General features: G+C 43.8%; 24 protein-coding genes and 1 pseudogene. 3 read left to right on the forward strand and 22 right to left on the reverse strand.

Annotated features, from left to right (window positions below):
- Positions 1-90: 90 nt before the first annotated feature.
- The 19 genes from hpf to BN3279_RS07310 form a co-directional block, all read right to left on the reverse strand.
- Positions 91-642 (reverse strand): ribosome hibernation-promoting factor, HPF/YfiA family, encoded by a 552-nt coding sequence (hpf, locus tag BN3279_RS07220; protein WP_059049967.1) that lies wholly within the window; start codon positions 640-642, stop codon positions 91-93.
- 169 nt (positions 643-811) lie between these two features.
- The gene (locus tag BN3279_RS07225; protein WP_059049968.1) at positions 812-1,921 is read right to left on the reverse strand and encodes a WD40/YVTN/BNR-like repeat-containing protein; all 1,110 of its coding nucleotides are present in this window, start codon (positions 1,919-1,921) and stop codon (positions 812-814) included.
- A gap of 179 nt (positions 1,922-2,100) precedes the next feature.
- On the reverse strand, positions 2,101-2,601 hold the full coding sequence (locus tag BN3279_RS07230) for a VanZ family protein (protein ID WP_059049969.1): 501 nt from the start codon (positions 2,599-2,601) through the stop codon (positions 2,101-2,103).
- A 149-nt stretch (positions 2,602-2,750) separates the two neighbouring features.
- The gene (locus BN3279_RS07235; RefSeq protein WP_007132290.1) at positions 2,751-2,948 is read right to left on the reverse strand and encodes a cold-shock protein; all 198 of its coding nucleotides are present in this window, start codon (positions 2,946-2,948) and stop codon (positions 2,751-2,753) included.
- A 303-nt stretch (positions 2,949-3,251) separates the two neighbouring features.
- Positions 3,252-4,088, reverse strand: coding sequence for a flagellin N-terminal helical domain-containing protein (locus BN3279_RS07240; RefSeq protein ID WP_059049970.1), 837 nt, complete (start codon positions 4,086-4,088; stop codon positions 3,252-3,254).
- Positions 4,089-4,195: 107 nt separating this feature from the next.
- Positions 4,196-4,609, reverse strand: a complete 414-nt coding sequence (locus BN3279_RS07245) for a hypothetical protein (RefSeq protein ID WP_059049971.1) — start codon at positions 4,607-4,609, stop codon at positions 4,196-4,198.
- The gene (fliS, locus tag BN3279_RS07250) at positions 4,593-4,976 is read right to left on the reverse strand and encodes a flagellar export chaperone FliS (RefSeq protein ID WP_059050477.1); all 384 of its coding nucleotides are present in this window, start codon (positions 4,974-4,976) and stop codon (positions 4,593-4,595) included. The genes BN3279_RS07245 and fliS overlap by 17 nt, the downstream gene beginning before the upstream one ends.
- Positions 4,977-5,018: 42 nt before the next feature.
- Positions 5,019-6,428 (reverse strand): flagellar filament capping protein FliD, encoded by a 1,410-nt coding sequence (gene fliD, locus BN3279_RS07255; RefSeq protein WP_059049972.1) that lies wholly within the window; start codon positions 6,426-6,428, stop codon positions 5,019-5,021.
- A gap of 27 nt (positions 6,429-6,455) precedes the next feature.
- Complete coding sequence (locus BN3279_RS07260) at positions 6,456-6,830, reverse strand: flagellar protein FlaG (RefSeq protein WP_059049973.1); 375 nt, start codon at positions 6,828-6,830, stop codon at positions 6,456-6,458.
- Between the two features lie 25 nt (positions 6,831-6,855).
- Positions 6,856-7,095, reverse strand: a complete 240-nt coding sequence (gene csrA / locus BN3279_RS07265) for a carbon storage regulator CsrA (RefSeq protein ID WP_059049974.1) — start codon at positions 7,093-7,095, stop codon at positions 6,856-6,858.
- Positions 7,096-7,521 (reverse strand): flagellar assembly protein FliW, encoded by a 426-nt coding sequence (fliW, locus tag BN3279_RS07270; protein WP_059049975.1) that lies wholly within the window; start codon positions 7,519-7,521, stop codon positions 7,096-7,098.
- The gene (locus BN3279_RS07275; protein WP_059049976.1) at positions 7,518-7,916 is read right to left on the reverse strand and encodes a DUF6470 family protein; all 399 of its coding nucleotides are present in this window, start codon (positions 7,914-7,916) and stop codon (positions 7,518-7,520) included. Before BN3279_RS07275 ends, fliW begins: the two co-directional genes overlap by 4 nt.
- Positions 7,917-7,936: 20 nt before the next feature.
- Positions 7,937-8,824 carry a flagellar hook-associated protein FlgL gene (gene flgL / locus BN3279_RS07280; protein WP_059049977.1) on the reverse strand — a complete coding sequence of 296 codons (888 nt, stop codon included), beginning with the start codon at positions 8,822-8,824 and terminating at the stop codon, positions 7,937-7,939.
- Positions 8,825-8,860: 36 nt separating this feature from the next.
- Positions 8,861-10,432, reverse strand: coding sequence for a flagellar hook-associated protein FlgK (gene flgK / locus BN3279_RS07285; RefSeq protein WP_059049978.1), 1,572 nt, complete (start codon positions 10,430-10,432; stop codon positions 8,861-8,863).
- 33 nt (positions 10,433-10,465) lie between these two features.
- Positions 10,466-10,966: a flagellar protein FlgN gene (locus BN3279_RS07290; protein WP_059049979.1), complete on the reverse strand. Its 501-nt coding sequence runs from the start codon at positions 10,964-10,966 to the stop codon at positions 10,466-10,468.
- A gap of 9 nt (positions 10,967-10,975) precedes the next feature.
- Entirely contained in the window at positions 10,976-11,263 is a 288-nt protein-coding gene (gene flgM / locus BN3279_RS07295; protein WP_059049980.1) for a flagellar biosynthesis anti-sigma factor FlgM, read from the reverse strand.
- 132 nt (positions 11,264-11,395) lie between these two features.
- Complete coding sequence (locus BN3279_RS07300) at positions 11,396-11,815, reverse strand: TIGR03826 family flagellar region protein (protein WP_059050478.1); 420 nt, start codon at positions 11,813-11,815, stop codon at positions 11,396-11,398.
- Positions 11,816-11,929: 114 nt separating this feature from the next.
- Positions 11,930-12,583, reverse strand: a complete 654-nt coding sequence (locus tag BN3279_RS07305; RefSeq protein WP_232436778.1) for a ComF family protein — start codon at positions 12,581-12,583, stop codon at positions 11,930-11,932.
- Positions 12,584-12,979: 396 nt separating this feature from the next.
- On the reverse strand, positions 12,980-13,930 hold the full coding sequence (locus BN3279_RS07310) for a helicase-related protein (RefSeq protein ID WP_316245751.1): 951 nt from the start codon (positions 13,928-13,930) through the stop codon (positions 12,980-12,982).
- A 439-nt stretch (positions 13,931-14,369) separates the two neighbouring features.
- Here BN3279_RS07310 and BN3279_RS23365 point away from each other — a divergent pair, with 439 nt between their 5' ends.
- The 3 genes and pseudogenes from BN3279_RS23365 (at position 14,370) to BN3279_RS24210 (ending at position 15,198) form a co-directional block, all read left to right on the forward strand.
- A complete protein-coding gene (locus BN3279_RS23365) occupies positions 14,370-14,588 on the forward strand; it encodes a helix-turn-helix domain-containing protein (protein WP_082672973.1) in 219 nt (72 codons plus the stop codon).
- A 253-nt stretch (positions 14,589-14,841) separates the two neighbouring features.
- Positions 14,842-14,955: pseudogene (locus BN3279_RS24345) on the forward strand (Spo0E family sporulation regulatory protein-aspartic acid phosphatase); the annotation flags it as partial.
- A gap of 15 nt (positions 14,956-14,970) precedes the next feature.
- Positions 14,971-15,198, forward strand: a complete 228-nt coding sequence (locus BN3279_RS24210) for a hypothetical protein (protein ID WP_232436817.1) — start codon at positions 14,971-14,973, stop codon at positions 15,196-15,198.
- 143 nt (positions 15,199-15,341) lie between these two features.
- On the opposite strand, the gene BN3279_RS07325 is transcribed toward BN3279_RS24210, so the two are convergent.
- The 3 genes from BN3279_RS07325 to BN3279_RS07335 are packed head-to-tail and all read right to left on the reverse strand — an operon-like array spanning position 15,342 to position 16,503.
- Positions 15,342-16,043 carry a peptidoglycan recognition protein family protein gene (locus BN3279_RS07325; protein ID WP_082672974.1) on the reverse strand — a complete coding sequence of 234 codons (702 nt, stop codon included), beginning with the start codon at positions 16,041-16,043 and terminating at the stop codon, positions 15,342-15,344.
- Positions 16,036-16,230, reverse strand: a complete 195-nt coding sequence (locus tag BN3279_RS07330; protein WP_232436779.1) for a holin — start codon at positions 16,228-16,230, stop codon at positions 16,036-16,038. Before BN3279_RS07330 ends, BN3279_RS07325 begins: the two co-directional genes overlap by 8 nt.
- A 15-nt stretch (positions 16,231-16,245) precedes the next feature.
- Positions 16,246-16,503, reverse strand: a complete 258-nt coding sequence (locus BN3279_RS07335) for a hemolysin XhlA family protein (protein WP_059049985.1) — start codon at positions 16,501-16,503, stop codon at positions 16,246-16,248.
- Positions 16,504-16,531 lie beyond the last annotated feature (28 nt).

Here is a 16,531-nt window from a genome sequence, read left to right on the forward strand (position 1 = left end):
CGGGCGGATAAGGCTCGTTTCATTTACGTTGTAGCTCACAGGAATTACCACCTGTACTACCAAACGTTGAATTTGAAACGAAAATGCCGTTTAGTCTTGCTCGATCAAGCCATATTTGCCGTCATCTCGTTTATATACTACACTGACATCCTTGGTATCGATGTTGGAGAAGACATAAAAGTTATGTCCTACCATGTTCATTTGCAAAATGGCTTCCTCCACATCCATCGGCTTCATAATGAAGCGCTTGGTGCGAACAACTTCAAGTTCATCATCGCTCTCTTCTACAGCGACAGCGCCGTTAGCCTGACCTTCTGCGAACAAAACGTCCTTCGCGCCTCGTTGGCGAAGCTTACGGTTAATCTTCGTCTTGTGCTTGCGTATCTGACGTTCCAGCTTGTCCACAACCGCATCAATGGAAGCGTACATATCATCGCTACGGTCCTCCGCACGAAGCACTACGCCCGTTAAAGGGATGGTTACCTCAACCGCGTGCAGGCCTCGAACTACGCTTAAGGTTACTGTACCGTCAGAGTTGGGGGGTGCATCAAAGTACTTGTCAAGCCGGCTGAGCTTCTTGTCTACGTAGTCACGCAAGGCCTCAGTCACTTCAATCTGCTGTCCACGAATACTAAAATTCATTGGGCACTCCTCCTTTGCTTTGCACCTTCATTATAACACGGTGTAAAGCCAAAGTAAAAAGTGTTAGCGGTTCGTAAATTCTCCCTTGCCGTTTATTAATTCAGTGCTTGCACGGTAGGCGGAGACTCGATTTCTATCAATAATAAATTCGGCCCTTTTACATCCTGCTTTATTTACTCATGGACAAAGTTTGTATAATTCCATTAAAATTCTTGAGCGTATTCCATATCAAACCATCTAAAGAATAAAGTAATGCGTTATTATATGAGCCAACAAACAGATTTGTATTTGCGTCATATTTAACATTTGAAACTCTCTTGTTAGTAGGTTCTTGATTACTCCAAGTCGTACCATCTGTAGATTTTATAACAAAACCCGCATTATCAAACCATTTATTTCCAAAGACAACGAATTCACCTTCCACTAATACAAGAGAAGTAAAATAGTCATACGTTGTTGAAATCGGCAGCTTTACATTACTCCAATTCAACCCATCATTTGATGTGGCAATCCATTCCCAAGAATACCCCTCTCGTCCATCAGTTAGAGCTATTACATATATACCGTTACTATATTCCATCCCAACTGGACTTATATCCCTAATTCCACTAATAAATCCAAACTTCGCACTTCCGACTTGTTCCCAGTTAACTCCATCCTCTGATTTTAACATATAAAGATTTGTTCCTGCATTACCAATAGTAAAAAAGGTATTATTCAAATAAAAAACTTTTGTAATTGATCCACCAAACAACAATGGATTTTCACTAATGTTAGTCACATCTAGACTTGAGGAATGAGTTGTAGTAAATGTTTGGCCATCATCCTTAGAAGTCATTATTACCGAATAATATCTATTTGTCCCTGGGTATACCTTTCCCCCAGCAGCTACCAGTGTTCCGTTATTATCAGACATTATTGATACTAATGGTTCAACATTACCCCCAACCTCTATATAATTTATTCCATCAGTAGATTTAAGAATTTTCCCCGCATAATTCACAACAGATGTAGATTCATCATGAATATAGGCTGTGAAGTAAGTATTAAGCCCTGAAAAAGTAGACCCAGAATATAAGTAATTATAATTATACATACTAGAAGGAAAAACTAAATCTTCAAACTCATCTGTCAAATTTCCACTTTTATTTATTCCATTATTACTGTTACTACCACCAAATATAATAAAAGGATAATCCCCTTGTGCTGAGACCTGGCCCACAAAATTCAAACTAATTACTAAAACCAACGCGATAGAGATCAAAGTGATTTTTTTCAAAACCTCATCCTCCTAACACTAAATTTTTATAACCTATTAAATTATTTCATTATCTATTTATAACCTCCTTGTCTAAATTTTATTGAGTAAAATTGGAATGCAATAAATATTATACCCCAATCTACTATTTATTGGTATATTTTAAATTCATCTAATTAACTCAGTTAGATTGTTGATGATTACTTTAGTTTCATCTTGTCTCTTCTTAGCCAGATAGCGACTATTGTTACCCCAAAAGCCGCGCCTATTCCATCCAGGATGACATCTTGGACCATAGCGGTTCGCCCTGGTGTGAAGCTCTGATGCAGTTCATCGCTGCAAGCATATAGAAGCGCTATCCCCCAAGCGTACACGTAACGTCTGCGGCCCATGCCTCGCTCTCTTCCACCTAACGCATAGACTAGCAGCATAGCTAAGAGAGCATAACTGCCAAAATGTGCAGCCTTGCGAATAAGAAATTCAATAAAACTAGCGCCCCCTACACTCTCTACGCTGATTTGTCGGCCACCATAACTGAAGCTAATCCCACCAAAGAAATCAGAGATAGATTGCTCTGACGTAGTCTTCTCAATATCAGACACCAGGGTCTGCTCCTGATAAGACTGTGAAGAGAACAGGAACAGGACAAGCATCAGCGCCAGCGCTGGCAGGAAGCGGAGCAAAAACTTAATTTTGTGCAAAGCGTTCCCCTCATTTCAGTGAACATCCGCTAACGACATAAGAAGTAAACAACATAAGAAAACCCTGGGTTACCCCAGGGTGTGTGCTAGCGAATCTTCAATTGTTAACCATCGTACCGTTCATATGTAGGTCGGCTATGCCGGGATGATTACAGTTTGATTACGTTAGCTGCTTGCGGTCCGCGAGCGCCTTCCACGATTTCAAACTCAACGGATTGACCTTCCTCCAAAGTCTTGAAGCCTTCGGATTGAATTGCGGAGAAATGAACGAATACGTCGCCGCCTTCTTCAGTTTCGATGAAGCCATAACCCTTCTCTGCGTTAAACCATTTTACTTTACCTTGCATGCACTAACATTCCCTTCATTATCAAATAAGAGTGTGATCCTGTAACCAAGCTCACATTTCTGAATATACCACCCAAGCTTGTCTCGTGTCAATTACCAAAGAAAAGGTTTTACTGTAAATAAATTGTATTGTTTATAATGACTAAGCCTATATAAATATTAACCTATTAGTTACCTCTTGAAACAAAAAAATAATTTATTTCCCTCACCGTTTAATAAATTATTGTAAATAGTAAAAAAGCTATTCTGGACCATCCAATGGATAGCCCAGAATAGCCTATGATGTGTGAAAGCTGAGTATATATTATCCCAACAGTTTCAACACAGATTGTGGAGCAGAGTTAGCTTGTGCCAGCATGGCTGTACCAGCTTGAACCAAGATTTGGTTCTTTGTAAATGTTGTCATTTCAGTAGCCATGTCAGCATCCTTAATACGGGAGTTAGCAGCAGACAGGTTTTCAGAAGTTACACCCAAGCTGTTAATAGTATGCTCTAAACGGTTTTGGTAAGCACCCAGCTCAGCGCGGTTAGTGGAAACAGTCTCAATTGCTGTCTTAATAGTCTCCAAAGCATTTTTAGCAGCGGCTGCATCTGTAGAAATATCTAATGTAGCAGCACCAAGCAAAGTAGCAGCAGAATTGTCTGCAAGAGTAACAGTCAACGTATCCTGTGTCTCTCCAGTAACACCAATCTGGAAGGAAACGCCATTTGCAGCCGCATCAGCATTAAGCAAAGATACTCCGTTAAAGTTAGAACCTGTTACGATTCTATCAATTTCTGTAATTAGCTGATCCACTTCAGCTTGCAAATTAGCACGATCTTCTGCTTGATAAGTACCATTGGCAGATTGGTTAGCCAAGGTATTCATACGTTGCAGCATAGAATGAACTTCAGTCAAGTCACCTTCAGCTGTTTGCAAGAGGGAGATACCATCTTGAGCATTACGTTGTGCTTGATTCAAGCCATTGATTTGGTAAATCATTTTTTCGGAAATTGCCAAACCTGCAGCATCGTCAGCAGCGCGGTTAATGCGGTAGCCCGAAGACAATTTTTCCATTGTCTTACTCATTTGTGTGTTGTTGAAGTTCAGGTTACGGTTAGCGTTAATTGCGCCAACGTTAGTGTTAATAAACATTCCCATCGTTATCATCCTCCGTGATTTGGTTTATATTGGCTACATCCTTGTGGCCTAATTTATATATCGGATGGAAGTGACCGCATGTTTAGACTTTTCATAAGAAAAATAGACTATTTTTTTTCATCCATATATAAAGGGACCTGATCATTTCGTTCTACACCGTAATAGGCATTTAGCACCTTGCGCTGAACGCCTACATTTTTAATATCTTCACCTGTATGCTGAATAAAGTTCCTAATTGCCTTTTGAATATGCTCTACATTACTGCTAAGCTTGGTGAGAATATCCCTTAGCTGCTGATCACCGTCCAAAGTAGAAGAAACTGCTTCCAGTTGATCGTTCGACTCATTCACTGCTCTGGAGCACAAAATCCATTCCTCTTGCAACTCCAAAAATCTTTCGAGTCCTTGGTCTGGTTCCTCATCAAGCAAAGTTAACAAGGATACCTGGGCATCCGAAATTCTCAGCAGATTCGTATACATTTCTAAAAAATCAGCAGGTTTATGATTATCCTTGGGAGCCAAGAGTACCTCGCTTCCCGATTTCTTCCCAGGCAGACTTCAATTCCTGTAGCATGACCACAGTTTCGTCCAGCGGGGAGATTTCCTTTTTAATATTGGCCTCCAGTAGTAGATCAATAATATAGAAATATAATTTTTTCAGATTCAAGGCCAGCTCTCCCCCCTCTTTTGTATTGAGAGAAGAAATCAACTCATAAATAATGTCTTGTGTTTTTTGCACATACCGATTCGTTTCTGCTATATCATTTTGTTGTATAGCTTCCTTTGCCTTTCCAGCAAATTGAATCGCCCCATTATACAGCATTAGAGTGAGGCGGTGCGGAGAAGCCGTTTCATATTTGTTTTTTTGGTAGGCTTGATATCCTGCCATATTAGGTGATGCCAATATGATCATCTCCGGTTAAATTAATGACTAATCTGATGCAGACTTGGTCAAGGCAGATAATTGACTTGAAATCCAGTCACTTTGGCTATTCAATTGAGACATCACAACTTCCAAATTAACAAATTTCTTCTTCAGTGCAGCTTCCTTAATAGTCAGCCGATCATTCATACTTTGAATTTGCTCGCTTAAGAAGGAGATTTCAGAGTCATACCCCTTAATTTTGGAAGTAATGATTCCATCTACACTGTCTGTCCATTCTTTCATGCTATTCTTGAATAGGGTGGCTATCCCATTGATGCCCTCTGTAGTTCCATCTTCATTGGTAACAGCCGTACTTGAAAACATTTTTTCTACCAAGGCCGGATTCTCCGTCATTTTTTGCTTAAACAGTTCTTTGTCAAAAGTAATGGTTCCTGTCATAAGAGAAGCGCTAGTAATTCCCTTATCGACCTCAAGACCAATGTCTGAAAACAATTTAAACCCCGCCGTATCACCAACCAGATTTTGCATCATATCGCCTAATTGATTACGTAATGAACGAAGCATAGGATCGCCTTGCAAAGTTAGGGACAAGCTCCCATCCGAGTTTTCGGTAGACTTTTGTGTATTATTTTTAATTGTATTAATAATATCATTATAAGCGTTGACAAAGGCTTCCACCTTGGAAGTTATTGCATCTACATCCTGCTCAACCTTCACGGTGACTACTCCCGTATTGCTTAGAGTCAAGGTGGCTCCCGGGATAGCATCTTTTACAGTATTGGTTGAACTGTAAATATCCATGCCATTCACAACAAGGTGAGCATCCTGAGCCTTCTGCTTCTCTGTGAAATCCCAGGCATTACCCGATTCAAATGTAATTTGATTGGCCTCACCATATTCCTTGGCCGTTAATACTAACGATCTCTGTCCTGTGCTAGTTTGAATAACCGAGGCTTGCACAGTACCATCTTCTAACTTGTTGATCTTATTGGCAATTAAATTCAGGGCTTCTCCCACCGTTTTATCTGCGAGATCCAGATCGCTGAGGTCAATCGATTCTCCATTAATAGATAATTCAGTAGGCAGGCCACTCTCACTAAACTTGGCCTCCGAGTTAAATGACGCACTCGCAACGACTTGCTTTTGTGCTAGTGAATTAATAACAACCGAGTAATCGCCGGCGAGTGCAGCACTATCGGCAACGACGGATAACTTGGTCGCATCAGAAGTGCTTGCCTTGCTCTTCTGAAAACCATCCAAATCTGCTAACGATGTCGCCGCATCTCTTAGGGTAGCCAGCTTTGTATTAATGGATTTGAATACGTTTTGATAAGCAGCCGTAACTTCTTTCTTAGTCTCCAGACGGGTTAACGGCAGCTTCTCTTGGGCCATGATCGCTTCAATATAGGAAGCGGAGTCAAATCCTGAAGCTAATCCTGAAAAACTAACAGACATTGATCTCACCCTTTCTTCTAAAATGGTTTACAGTTTTTCGTCAAAAAACATACCGATCATATCTTTCATCTTCTTGGACAAATCGATCAGAAACTCAGGCGGCAAGCTTGATAAAACCTCTTTCGTTTTGGAATCAATAATCTCCACATACAACTGCTGTACTTCCTCGTTGTATTTAAATTGCAGTTCTCTACCCGAAGCAACTATGGATTCATTCAACTTCTTAATTTGCTCTTGCATTTTATCCTGCTCTTGCTTGGTCAATGATTTGTAGTCCTCAGAGCTATGAGGCGCTAAGCCCTCTTCTCTTTGAATCCCAGCAGATGAGCCCAACTTAAAGGCTGCTGTTCCTGTAGATATAAACTTTTCAAAGGCGTTAAAATCCATCCGACTGATGTTCATCTTCTCACCACCTGATCTCCGATTTTTATTTATTAAATTTCTTGAGTAGACTTAGTAATTGTTCTTGCTGCAAGCCTTGTACAGGGACATTAGCCGCCATATTCTCGGCGACCACACCTTCATACAACTCTTTGCGTAAGAGCTGGACTTCCTTAGGGGCGAGAAATCCCAGCTTGATCTGATCGCCCTCAACACCCAGGACCTGAACCTGAATGTCATTGCCAATCATGACGACTTCTCCGACTTTACGTCTGAGTACCAGCACCTAGTCGCCCTCCTTCCGAAGCAGCGGGTGACGTAACGGCAGTTCCTGGTCCTTAATAATATATTGGCAACCTACTAATGATTCCGGAGCAAACAAGACTGGGGCCAATAAATTGGCGTACAGTTGGTCCTCTGTAACGTTCACAACGAGCATTACCGCCACATCTTCAGAACTACTGATATGAAGCATTTCAACGATATCTGTATTCAGTTGAAAGCTGTAATCTTGTACCGCCTGATTGGCTGGCACCAATACGAAGCTAATATCGGTTTGAGTGGAATGAAGAATATAAAATGTTGTATCTTGCATCGGGATCAATGCATATTCTCTAATATCTGGAAGGCCTAAAATACCAGCCTCAAAATGATATACTTGTTGATCTTCAATCTCAATCGTCCCGTAAGCCGAGCTTTCTATCGTTCTCATTTGGGAAGCGCTCCTTTCGGGTCGACCTCTATCTCTGGCGGATAGATACGAAAATCAATAATGACACCTTGATGCGGAATCGCCTCCACCGTAATTTCCTTTTGACCATTTCGCATATACCGCTCATGCGCAATACGGCCAAACACATTTTTTTCGCCAGCAGCAATATTCATCATACGATCGCCTTCTTGAGCTTTAATCGCTACATTTTCGATGACCTTAAACACTGCTTCTTGTTTAAGCTCCTTTGCCAGCGTAATGGGACGCTTAAGTCCTCTATCGTTAAATACGCTAGTCCAATCCGTCTCCATCTCGGCGCTTCGAAGGCGAATATTAATCTCAGCGGGACGATAGTCTCCCCAATCCTGCGGCAAAATGGATTGTATTCCAGCCATATACTCTATCCCCTATCCTACTATCTGAGAAAATCCACAAGGGAGGTTTGCATAATTCTCGCACCGGTTGAAAGAGCTGCTTGCAATACCGTCTCCTTCGATTTCAGTTCAATAATTGCAGAAGGTACATCCACATCGGCAACATTGGCTCTCATTTCCTTCAAGCTAACCTGGTCGTCAGCAATTCGATTCTCCATTAGCTCAAAGCGATTAGTACGTGCTCCAATCTCGGCCCAGCTAACCGATAAACGATCTGCAGCAATATCAATTTTACCAAGAGCAGCGGTAATTTCTGTTGTATCATTTACATCCAAAGCTGTAGCCAAATCATCCAGCACTTTAAAGGCATTATCCGTATTGGCTTCACCAAAAATAATTTCTCCCGTTATGCTTACAGGAACCTTAACCGCCGGACTGACGTTCAGGTAAAACAAACCCGGATCTGTGGTTTCTGTTGCAGCTTCTGCTGACGTATATGGTGCTTGGTCTGTCTTCTGTCCGTTAAACAAATACCGACCATTATACGTACTATTTCCGATGGTGACCATTTGCTCTTTCAATTGCTTAATTTCTGCTGAGATGGTCTGACGTTGCTGCACATCATAAGTCCCGTTGGCCGCTTGCAGGGTCAGAGTTCTTGCCCGCTTCAATACATCCGAGGCTTGTTGTAGCAAAGAATCCATCGTCTTCAAAATCTCCGTACCTGTTTGAGCATTTGTCAAAAACTCATCACTACGAGCCAAGTCCGTATCGTAACGCATTTGATAGCCTGTTCCAATCGGATCATCACTGGGACGGCTAATTTTCTGCCCTGTGGCAAGTTGCTGCTGACCAGTCGTCAGCGATGTGTTGATATTGCGCAGGTTTTTCAGTAGTTGTATGTTTTGCATCATTCCTGTTACGCGCATGTTGCCAAACCTCCTTCTCTTATCCATATATTAAAATTACAAGCCGACACGTCCCATTTGGTTAATCACCCGGTCAAGCATTTCATCGACTGTAGTCATATTACGCGCCGCTGCATTATAAGCTTGCTGGAATCGAATCATATCCGCCAGTTCTTCATCCATCGAAACGCCACTAACCGATTGCCGCTGGATTTGAAGATTATCAGTCATCGTCTGCTCATTCTGATAGTTACGCTCCGTGTTGCTCGCCCGAATACCCAGATCGGCGGTCAGTGCGCGAAAATAGTCATCCGTCGTCCCTTGGGACATGGAGGTTAGAGAATCAGGGAAGGCAAAAATAGCATCTCTCAATCCTGCGATGGCATTAGCAATATCGCTATTCCCCCGAATTACCTTGTTTGTCCCATCTACCACCTCATATTGAGAGGAAGCGGCTATTTTATTCGTATCTGCTAATATTTCAGGATTAACCTGGATATTATCGATCGTAAAAGTTCCACCGCTAGAAACAAAGAAAGGAATACCGGAAGAGGTCGGCTCGGTGAGCGTATATCCTAGTTGATGAAGCCCGTTAAAGCCTTTGACCATAACATCCATGGAAGAGGTTATCTTGGAGCCTGCCGGAATGGTGGTCCCTGCAGGGACCATGCCCATGCCATCCACCGTTACATCATTTAGAGCTACCATATCATTGGAAGTCACGTAACCGTTACTTAAAGTGACCTTAATATCACCGGAAATTAATGTGCTTACCATACCATTTAGCTGATTGCGAATCAGATCGGTTTCTTGAAGGGATTGAACATATCCCGCCAACTGACCTGCTGTAGCCGTGGCCGCATTAGCCGCCGTTAGCGGAGTAACAACATCGCCAGCTAACACGTTCACGCCAGCAGAGGTTATGTTCACCATACCGTTCTCATCTTCGGCATACTGCACATCAACGATAGTAGAGAGCTTATCGATTAACAGGTCCCGCTGATCCCGATAGTCATTAGCATTGTCGCCAAAGCTTTCATTATCGCGAATCAGAACATTTAATCTCGCAATATTATCCAGCATATTGTTGGCTTCCATGACTTTTTTATCAATATTGTTGTTTACGTCGCTCGACAGGTTAGCCAGACCCTCGCTGATATGCTTCAAGGTATCTACCATATTGCTTGCTGCACCTGCCACAGCCACCCGGGCACTTAGCAAAGAAGGATCGCGATTTAACGTTTCCCAGGAATTCCAGAAGTCATCCATGACCGAGCTCAGTCCAGTGCCGGAAGGCTCATTCAGAATATTCTGAATTGCAGTCATGGTCGAATTCATAACCTCCCAGGAACCAAGCAACTGATTCTCCCGCCGATACTGAATATCCAGAAAATTATCCCGCACTCGCGTAATGCTGGTATACTCAACCCCGGTTCCCAATTGCCCCGGTTGCTGGCTCTTCGTCATCCCCATTGCCCAGAGCGGATTAGCTTCCGTCAAGTTAACCCTCTGCCGGGAGTATCCCTCTGTGTTGGCATTCGCGATATTGTGCCCTAACGTTTGCATGGACACGGTATTTACAAACAACGCCCGTTTACTTGTCTCTATGCCGTGAAAAGTGGAGGTCATATTCATTGCTCCTTTGTTTCGTATCTTCTTGGTCTATGCACGTGTATCAAACATTCTGCGGCTTGCCGCTTTCTTATCCTGAGTTGTTGGAGGAGAGTAGGTTACTTCGTCCTCTTCATTACCAATCATCAAATTCAATGAAAAATCTATGAAGGATAGCGACTGTTGAATCAAAGCCTGATTCAGCTCATTAACACGCTTCAATTCGGTCAAACGCTGGCCAAGCTGCTGCCTGATTTGCTCCAATTGGCTCTTCTCCTCAGGATCAAATACCAGACGAAGAATTTCGGAAACCGTTAGCTCCAACTGGGATTTGATGCCTTTCTCCTTCAAGAACTGCTGTGCAGCATCGAGCAATCGTTGTTCCTGCTCATCAATTTGCTTTAACAACTTAGATTCCCGATTTAGAATGCGAACCAATTCGTCAAAGTTACGACTCAGGATGGTTTGCTTCTTCTCTTCCATCAACTGCAGCAAATCTACATAGCCCGCATCCAACTGAGTTAAACTGTCAATCAATAATTGAACTGACATATGTGCCCCCTAACCCTCATTTAGAAAAGACTTGAAATAAGGAGCCAACTTGTCGGCAATCTTGCCAGCATCCACATGATAGGTTCCCGCGGATACTTGAGACTTCAGTTCCTCAATTCGCTCAGCACGTTCAGGGGATAGACTCCCTTCCTGCGCCTTCAGCAATTCCTTGGCCTCTGTAGATATAGATACTTCATCCTTACGGCGTGCTTTGCTATTTGAATCATTACGTTGGGATTCGATTTGACGTTGATAACTATTGATGGCTCCGACCCGTCCGCTTTCATTAATTTTCATGGGCTCCACCTTTCTTTCCATATAAAAAAGCCGATAATCTTTAATAAGTTTATCGGCGGCTTTCAAATCATTTTTAATAGCGAAGCATTGGATGTTTCACATTATTATGCCAGAAGTTCAGAGATTTAGTCGTTAGGGACTACGAAATTTGTCGATAGCATTGTACGCCCCACTACCTCCCTGTCTTCCCTCCTTGTCATTAGACCTTAATTTTTCCTCATTGGCCGCAGCAGCCAAATCGCGAGTCAAGCGGGAACGGCAGGAGTCACACATGTTCCCTTCGCGAATCATCGTACCGCATACCTCGCAAGGATACATCATGTTTGGATTGTTGGCCACGGAAATGCGACCTTCTTTAATAAACTTGGTAATTTGCTTAATGGAGACATCCGTAGCCTCGTGAACTTCCTGAATCGTGGCTGTCTTCTCCTCACGCAAATATTTTAAACATCGCTCGTATTCTTCCTCTATTTCCTTTATACAGGCAGGACAAATGTCTCTGAAATTATTGGCGAACAATTTTCCGCAACGCGGACAATTTCCAAGATTCAACCCCATGCTCTTCGTCCCCTCCATCAAAATGAAAACTTCACCTGATGTTAGATTAACTCATTTTGGAGGAGTTCGTCCATCATTTTGTAAACGCCACGCAAAATATTGCAATATTTAGGCTCTTGCCCAAGTTAAACTATATATCTCCGCATCTCGTCCCAACTGGTTGCATAGCTCATGAAGCGCCTGCGAACCGGCTTCAATGGTGCTGCCTGTGGTATAGACATCGTCAATCAGCAAAATACGCACAGGGGCAAGATAATCCAGTAGAGGACGCGTAAAAGGATCTTCTGGACCATTATGAGTAAATGGAGGGCGTGTAAATAATGAGAAGCCTTGACGCTTTCTATCCGCTTCAGCCAATACAGGGATCAACCTTTCCAGAGCTTGAGCAGATGGGCAAAAGGCCTGATGCATATCACGCAGTCGCTTCCAGCGACTCTTGAAGCTTTGTTTCTCCGTATGCTGCGGTCGCTCCAGAAGCGATATCATCGGAATTTTCCCGAGCGAGGCCACCCCATACGCCAAACGGGCCGTCTGATTGAATCCACGCTCCTGCATCCGATCATTGCTAACGGGCACGCAGGTGACCAGGTCAAACCGAATTTTTCTGCCCTGCGCCGCCTCTTCCAGTTCCTTAACCATAAGCCGGTAAGCTCGCCCAATCATCCGGGCCATCACCGTACCGTACAACTCATTTCCTTTAAATTTGTACTGACTAAGCCATTCACGCATGACCGAATTATAGGCTACAGCACTCCGGTTCATCACAAAGCTACGAGGCATTTGAGTTTCGCGAGTGCAATCTGGGCAACCGACATGACGACCGCAATTCAGACAGCGAGGTTTTTGAATCCAAGGAATAGACCCATAGCAAGAAAGACAAATCTCCGGATAACCCCGAACCCGGTCAGAAATCATCTTTCCACACGTCAGGCAAGGAATTCCGGGAGGAGCAAGCAAATTATGCAAAGGAGAAAGCACGTTAGACCATAATGAATTCTCCGTATTGATATCGTAATAGGAAGGAACTGCCACCGTAGATGGTGCTAAGGGAGGTATCGTACTCACTCGGGGAATCCAGGCGCCCTTCACCCGATCCCAATTTCGTTTTCTCCCTCGAGCTCCCTGACTCTTCAAACCAAGAGATGCATTTATCATTATTTATAGAGCCTCCTTTTCCTTCAAAAATCCATTTTGTTTCGCATAAGCATTCATCATTTTGATCTGCCGAATCGCTCCTCGCTGAGATCTCGTCCACTCTCTGGAGGCCAAGACCACGATTCCCTGCGGGTCCTGTATAGAACGCCCGGCTCTCCCAGCCATTTGCACAAGTGAAGCCTCGTCAAATAAATCACTGTCTGCATCAACTATGTATACATCGCTTTTAGGTAACGTAACCCCGCGCTCCAGAATCGTCGTTGTGACCAACATTCTGATTTCCCCATTTCGAAAAGCTATCACCTTCTCCGCCCTATGTTCATCCTGAGATGAAGTTCCTTCAATCGGAATTCCGGGAAAATAACGTTGTAATAACGTTGTAAAAGGAGCAATTTGGCGGATACGTGTAACAAATATAAAAATTTGGGCCCCGCGCTCAGCGGAGTAACGCAAGGGTGTTAGTAAGCAAGCAGGCAAGGAGTGACGGTACAAGCTTTGTTCCAAACGGACCATGTCGACTCGCCGAGGCACGGGAAGCGGATATCCATGGAACCGTGCCGGTACCTTGGCATGTGGGAGACGGCCTGTCCGGGTTTCTCTCTGCATCGCTAAAGGTGGCGTAGCCGACAACAGGATAAATCGTCCTTCTGGTTTGCAAGCCGCTTCGGCAGCAAAGGCGAGCATAGGATCGTTATGATACGGGAAGGCATCCAGTTCATCAATAATCACCAAATCAAAAGCATGATAGAATCTTAAGCATTGATGAGTGGTCGATATGACTAGCCGCGCATCCGCCCAGCGGTCAGAACTGCCACCATAGAGCACTGCTGACCTATCCTCAGGGAAAGCCTTGGCGAGACGCGGAGCCAGTTCCAGGACGACATCTCGGCGTGGCGTCGCCACAAGCACCCGGCCGCCAGTGTCCAGTACATGACGGAGCAACGGGAAAATCATCTCGGTATTATAATCAACTGTCTTAATTGACGATTAAAAACGCTGCGACCTTTTTTATCAAGGAGCAGCGTTGTTTTATTTGCCGTTTTATATGGTTGAAAAAGTCTAGCTCTTGTGGTCAATTCGTGAGCTTTGTGGTCAATTTGTGGTCAACAACTAATTCGTATATCATCGATTCCAACGCGATAGAATTTGGTCATTTTCTCAACAACATCAAAAGGGATGCTTTTGTCGTTTGCCTCGTACATTATTAAGGAAAGAATGCAGATGTCCATTCCTTTGGCTGCGCTAACGATAGAATATTTACGAGCGATTCGTATTTCTTTTATAGTGCGATTTAACTCTCTCAAAATCGCCGCCTCCATACTATATATTGTTTTGTATCAAAATATAGTGTTACAATTTACCGCAAAGATGTTTCTTGAAAGGAGCCTACAAGGTGTCTCTCTCCCGCGGGAGATGCCGATTGCGCTATTTACTAGCACGGGAAGAGATGCGACAAATCGACCTATCGAAACGGACTGGCTACTCTAGGCATCAAATATCCAATTGGGTAAACAATCGTGAATTGATGAGCTGGGAAGCTGGACTGACGGTATCATTCATCCTCAATTGTCATATGGAAGATTTGTATGAGATCGTGACAGTAAAGTGTTGAGCCAATCGGCTCTCCTTCGGATTTTGTATAGCTATGTCTATACGACCCTCATATTACCCTCAGGTCACCACATCCTCTCTTATGTACTAACAACCTCTTTGTTTTCCGAACCGGTTCGTTACTTAAATCATAAAACGCTTACAGATTTTTGACAAATGAAACGGACTGTTTTTGTCGAATTATTCCTAGTTGCTGCATAACCTTGCTCTAAATTGAAATACTACACCTAAACGCTGGAAGATGGTGGAGTATTATGGATGAACTAAGGGATAAAATAGAAAAGACTCGACAGGAGATATATAGGTTGTCCCAAAAAAATGGGATAAATAGTCCAGAAGTACTCGAAATGAGCCAAATTCTAGACCAATTAATAAACGAAAATGTGAACATTTTGCGAACAAATAAGCATGACCACCATGAACGGCACATCAGAATCATGCCTACAGGCTTTGGATTCTCTGTTACACTCCAGAAAGGTCTTCAAAGTGTGTTGATCGGATTTGCTGATAACTTTGCAGCGGCCAAGAGTATGGCCTTTATCGCGGCTAAGACTAAGCGAGCTAACCTAGATGTTTTGTATCTTGAACAGAAGCTGAAAGAAGATGAATAAGAACTTATGTTCTTATTTTTGATTATAAGGTCTAGTTACCGTTTTGGCAACAATTTTCGACAAACAAAAAAAAGAGCCCTGCCAGCGCAATGCCGACAGGGCTCTTCTACCTATGCTTTAGGATTTGACAAGTTAATTATAACCTATTTACTGGAAACCCGCAACCCTACGGCCAAGGTGCGCCAGCCCTCTGCCGTAAACTCCGGCTCGCTGATCACACCGCCCAAATCTGCGGATCCAAACTCTGCTACAAACCATTTAGGAGCCGGCACACGTTTTGCGGCTGCTTCCAGTTCTGCTACCCTCTTGGACAACTTGTTCAGTTCTTCCTTCATAGCTTCATCCCCGGCCAATTCTGCGGCCACTCTATTTTTAAACTCAATCCATCCCGTCCACTTGCCGCTGTTATACATCAATCGCGGGCATACCTTACCCGACCAGTCCCAATGCCTTCGCAGGCGATCCACACCCCATCCACGCTCCTTGAGCATCTGAGCCACAAGCTTGACGGCATTATCCAGTGACTGGCTATAGTTACGCTCACATATCTCCACACCTATACTTGTCCGGTTGCCGCTCTTTGCCCCGCTGCCGTCTCCTGCATGCCAGGCAGACTCGTTAAGAGGCAGGCACTCAATGGCCTCTTTGTCGTCTACAACGATGTGATAGCTGGCTTGGCGGTTATTGCTGGGATTGGTTAGCCATGCACGCTCATTGGCGGCGCTACTGGATGGGTTGCCCGTGTTATGGATGGTAATTGTCGTCGCTGCCATAGCAAAGCCAGGACGGCGGTTGTAGGCCGTCCCTTTGGCTATATGGTCTTTCCGGTATGCGAAGTTACTCATTGCCTACCTCTGGCAACCCCGCCAGACTCGTCAATAAGCTCGTCACCGTAGCCAGCAGCACCGTACCGCCCACGATGGGCCAATTGACCTCGCCAAATACCGTCGTCGCCCCGATTACCCCGATAGCGGTCTGAGCTGCCGTCTTGATTGCGCGGATACCTGCTGCTTTTAGCCATTTGATTGTCATATAAATCATCCTCTCTTAATTGATGCCGCCCGTGATAATAAAGGCGGCGATTGCCACAATAAAAGCCCCGGCGAAGGTACGCCAGAGCCACTTTTGATTGTCTTCAATTTTGTCCAGTCGATGGTGAGCGGACTTAGCTGCAGCCAGCGCTTCAATTGCAGTCTTGTTTGCCCCTATCGCTTGATCCAACTTCTCATTCATGCTAATGACGTTTGTCTCAGTCCTTGTAATACGTTGCAGCATCTCCATTTGCACCTCTTGAATTCCTTCCATTGCATCACCTTCTCAAATATAAATAGAC

It is taken from the genome of Paenibacillus senegalimassiliensis, assembly GCF_001486585.1.
GTDB lineage: Bacteria > Bacillota > Bacilli > Paenibacillales > Paenibacillaceae > Fontibacillus > Fontibacillus senegalimassiliensis.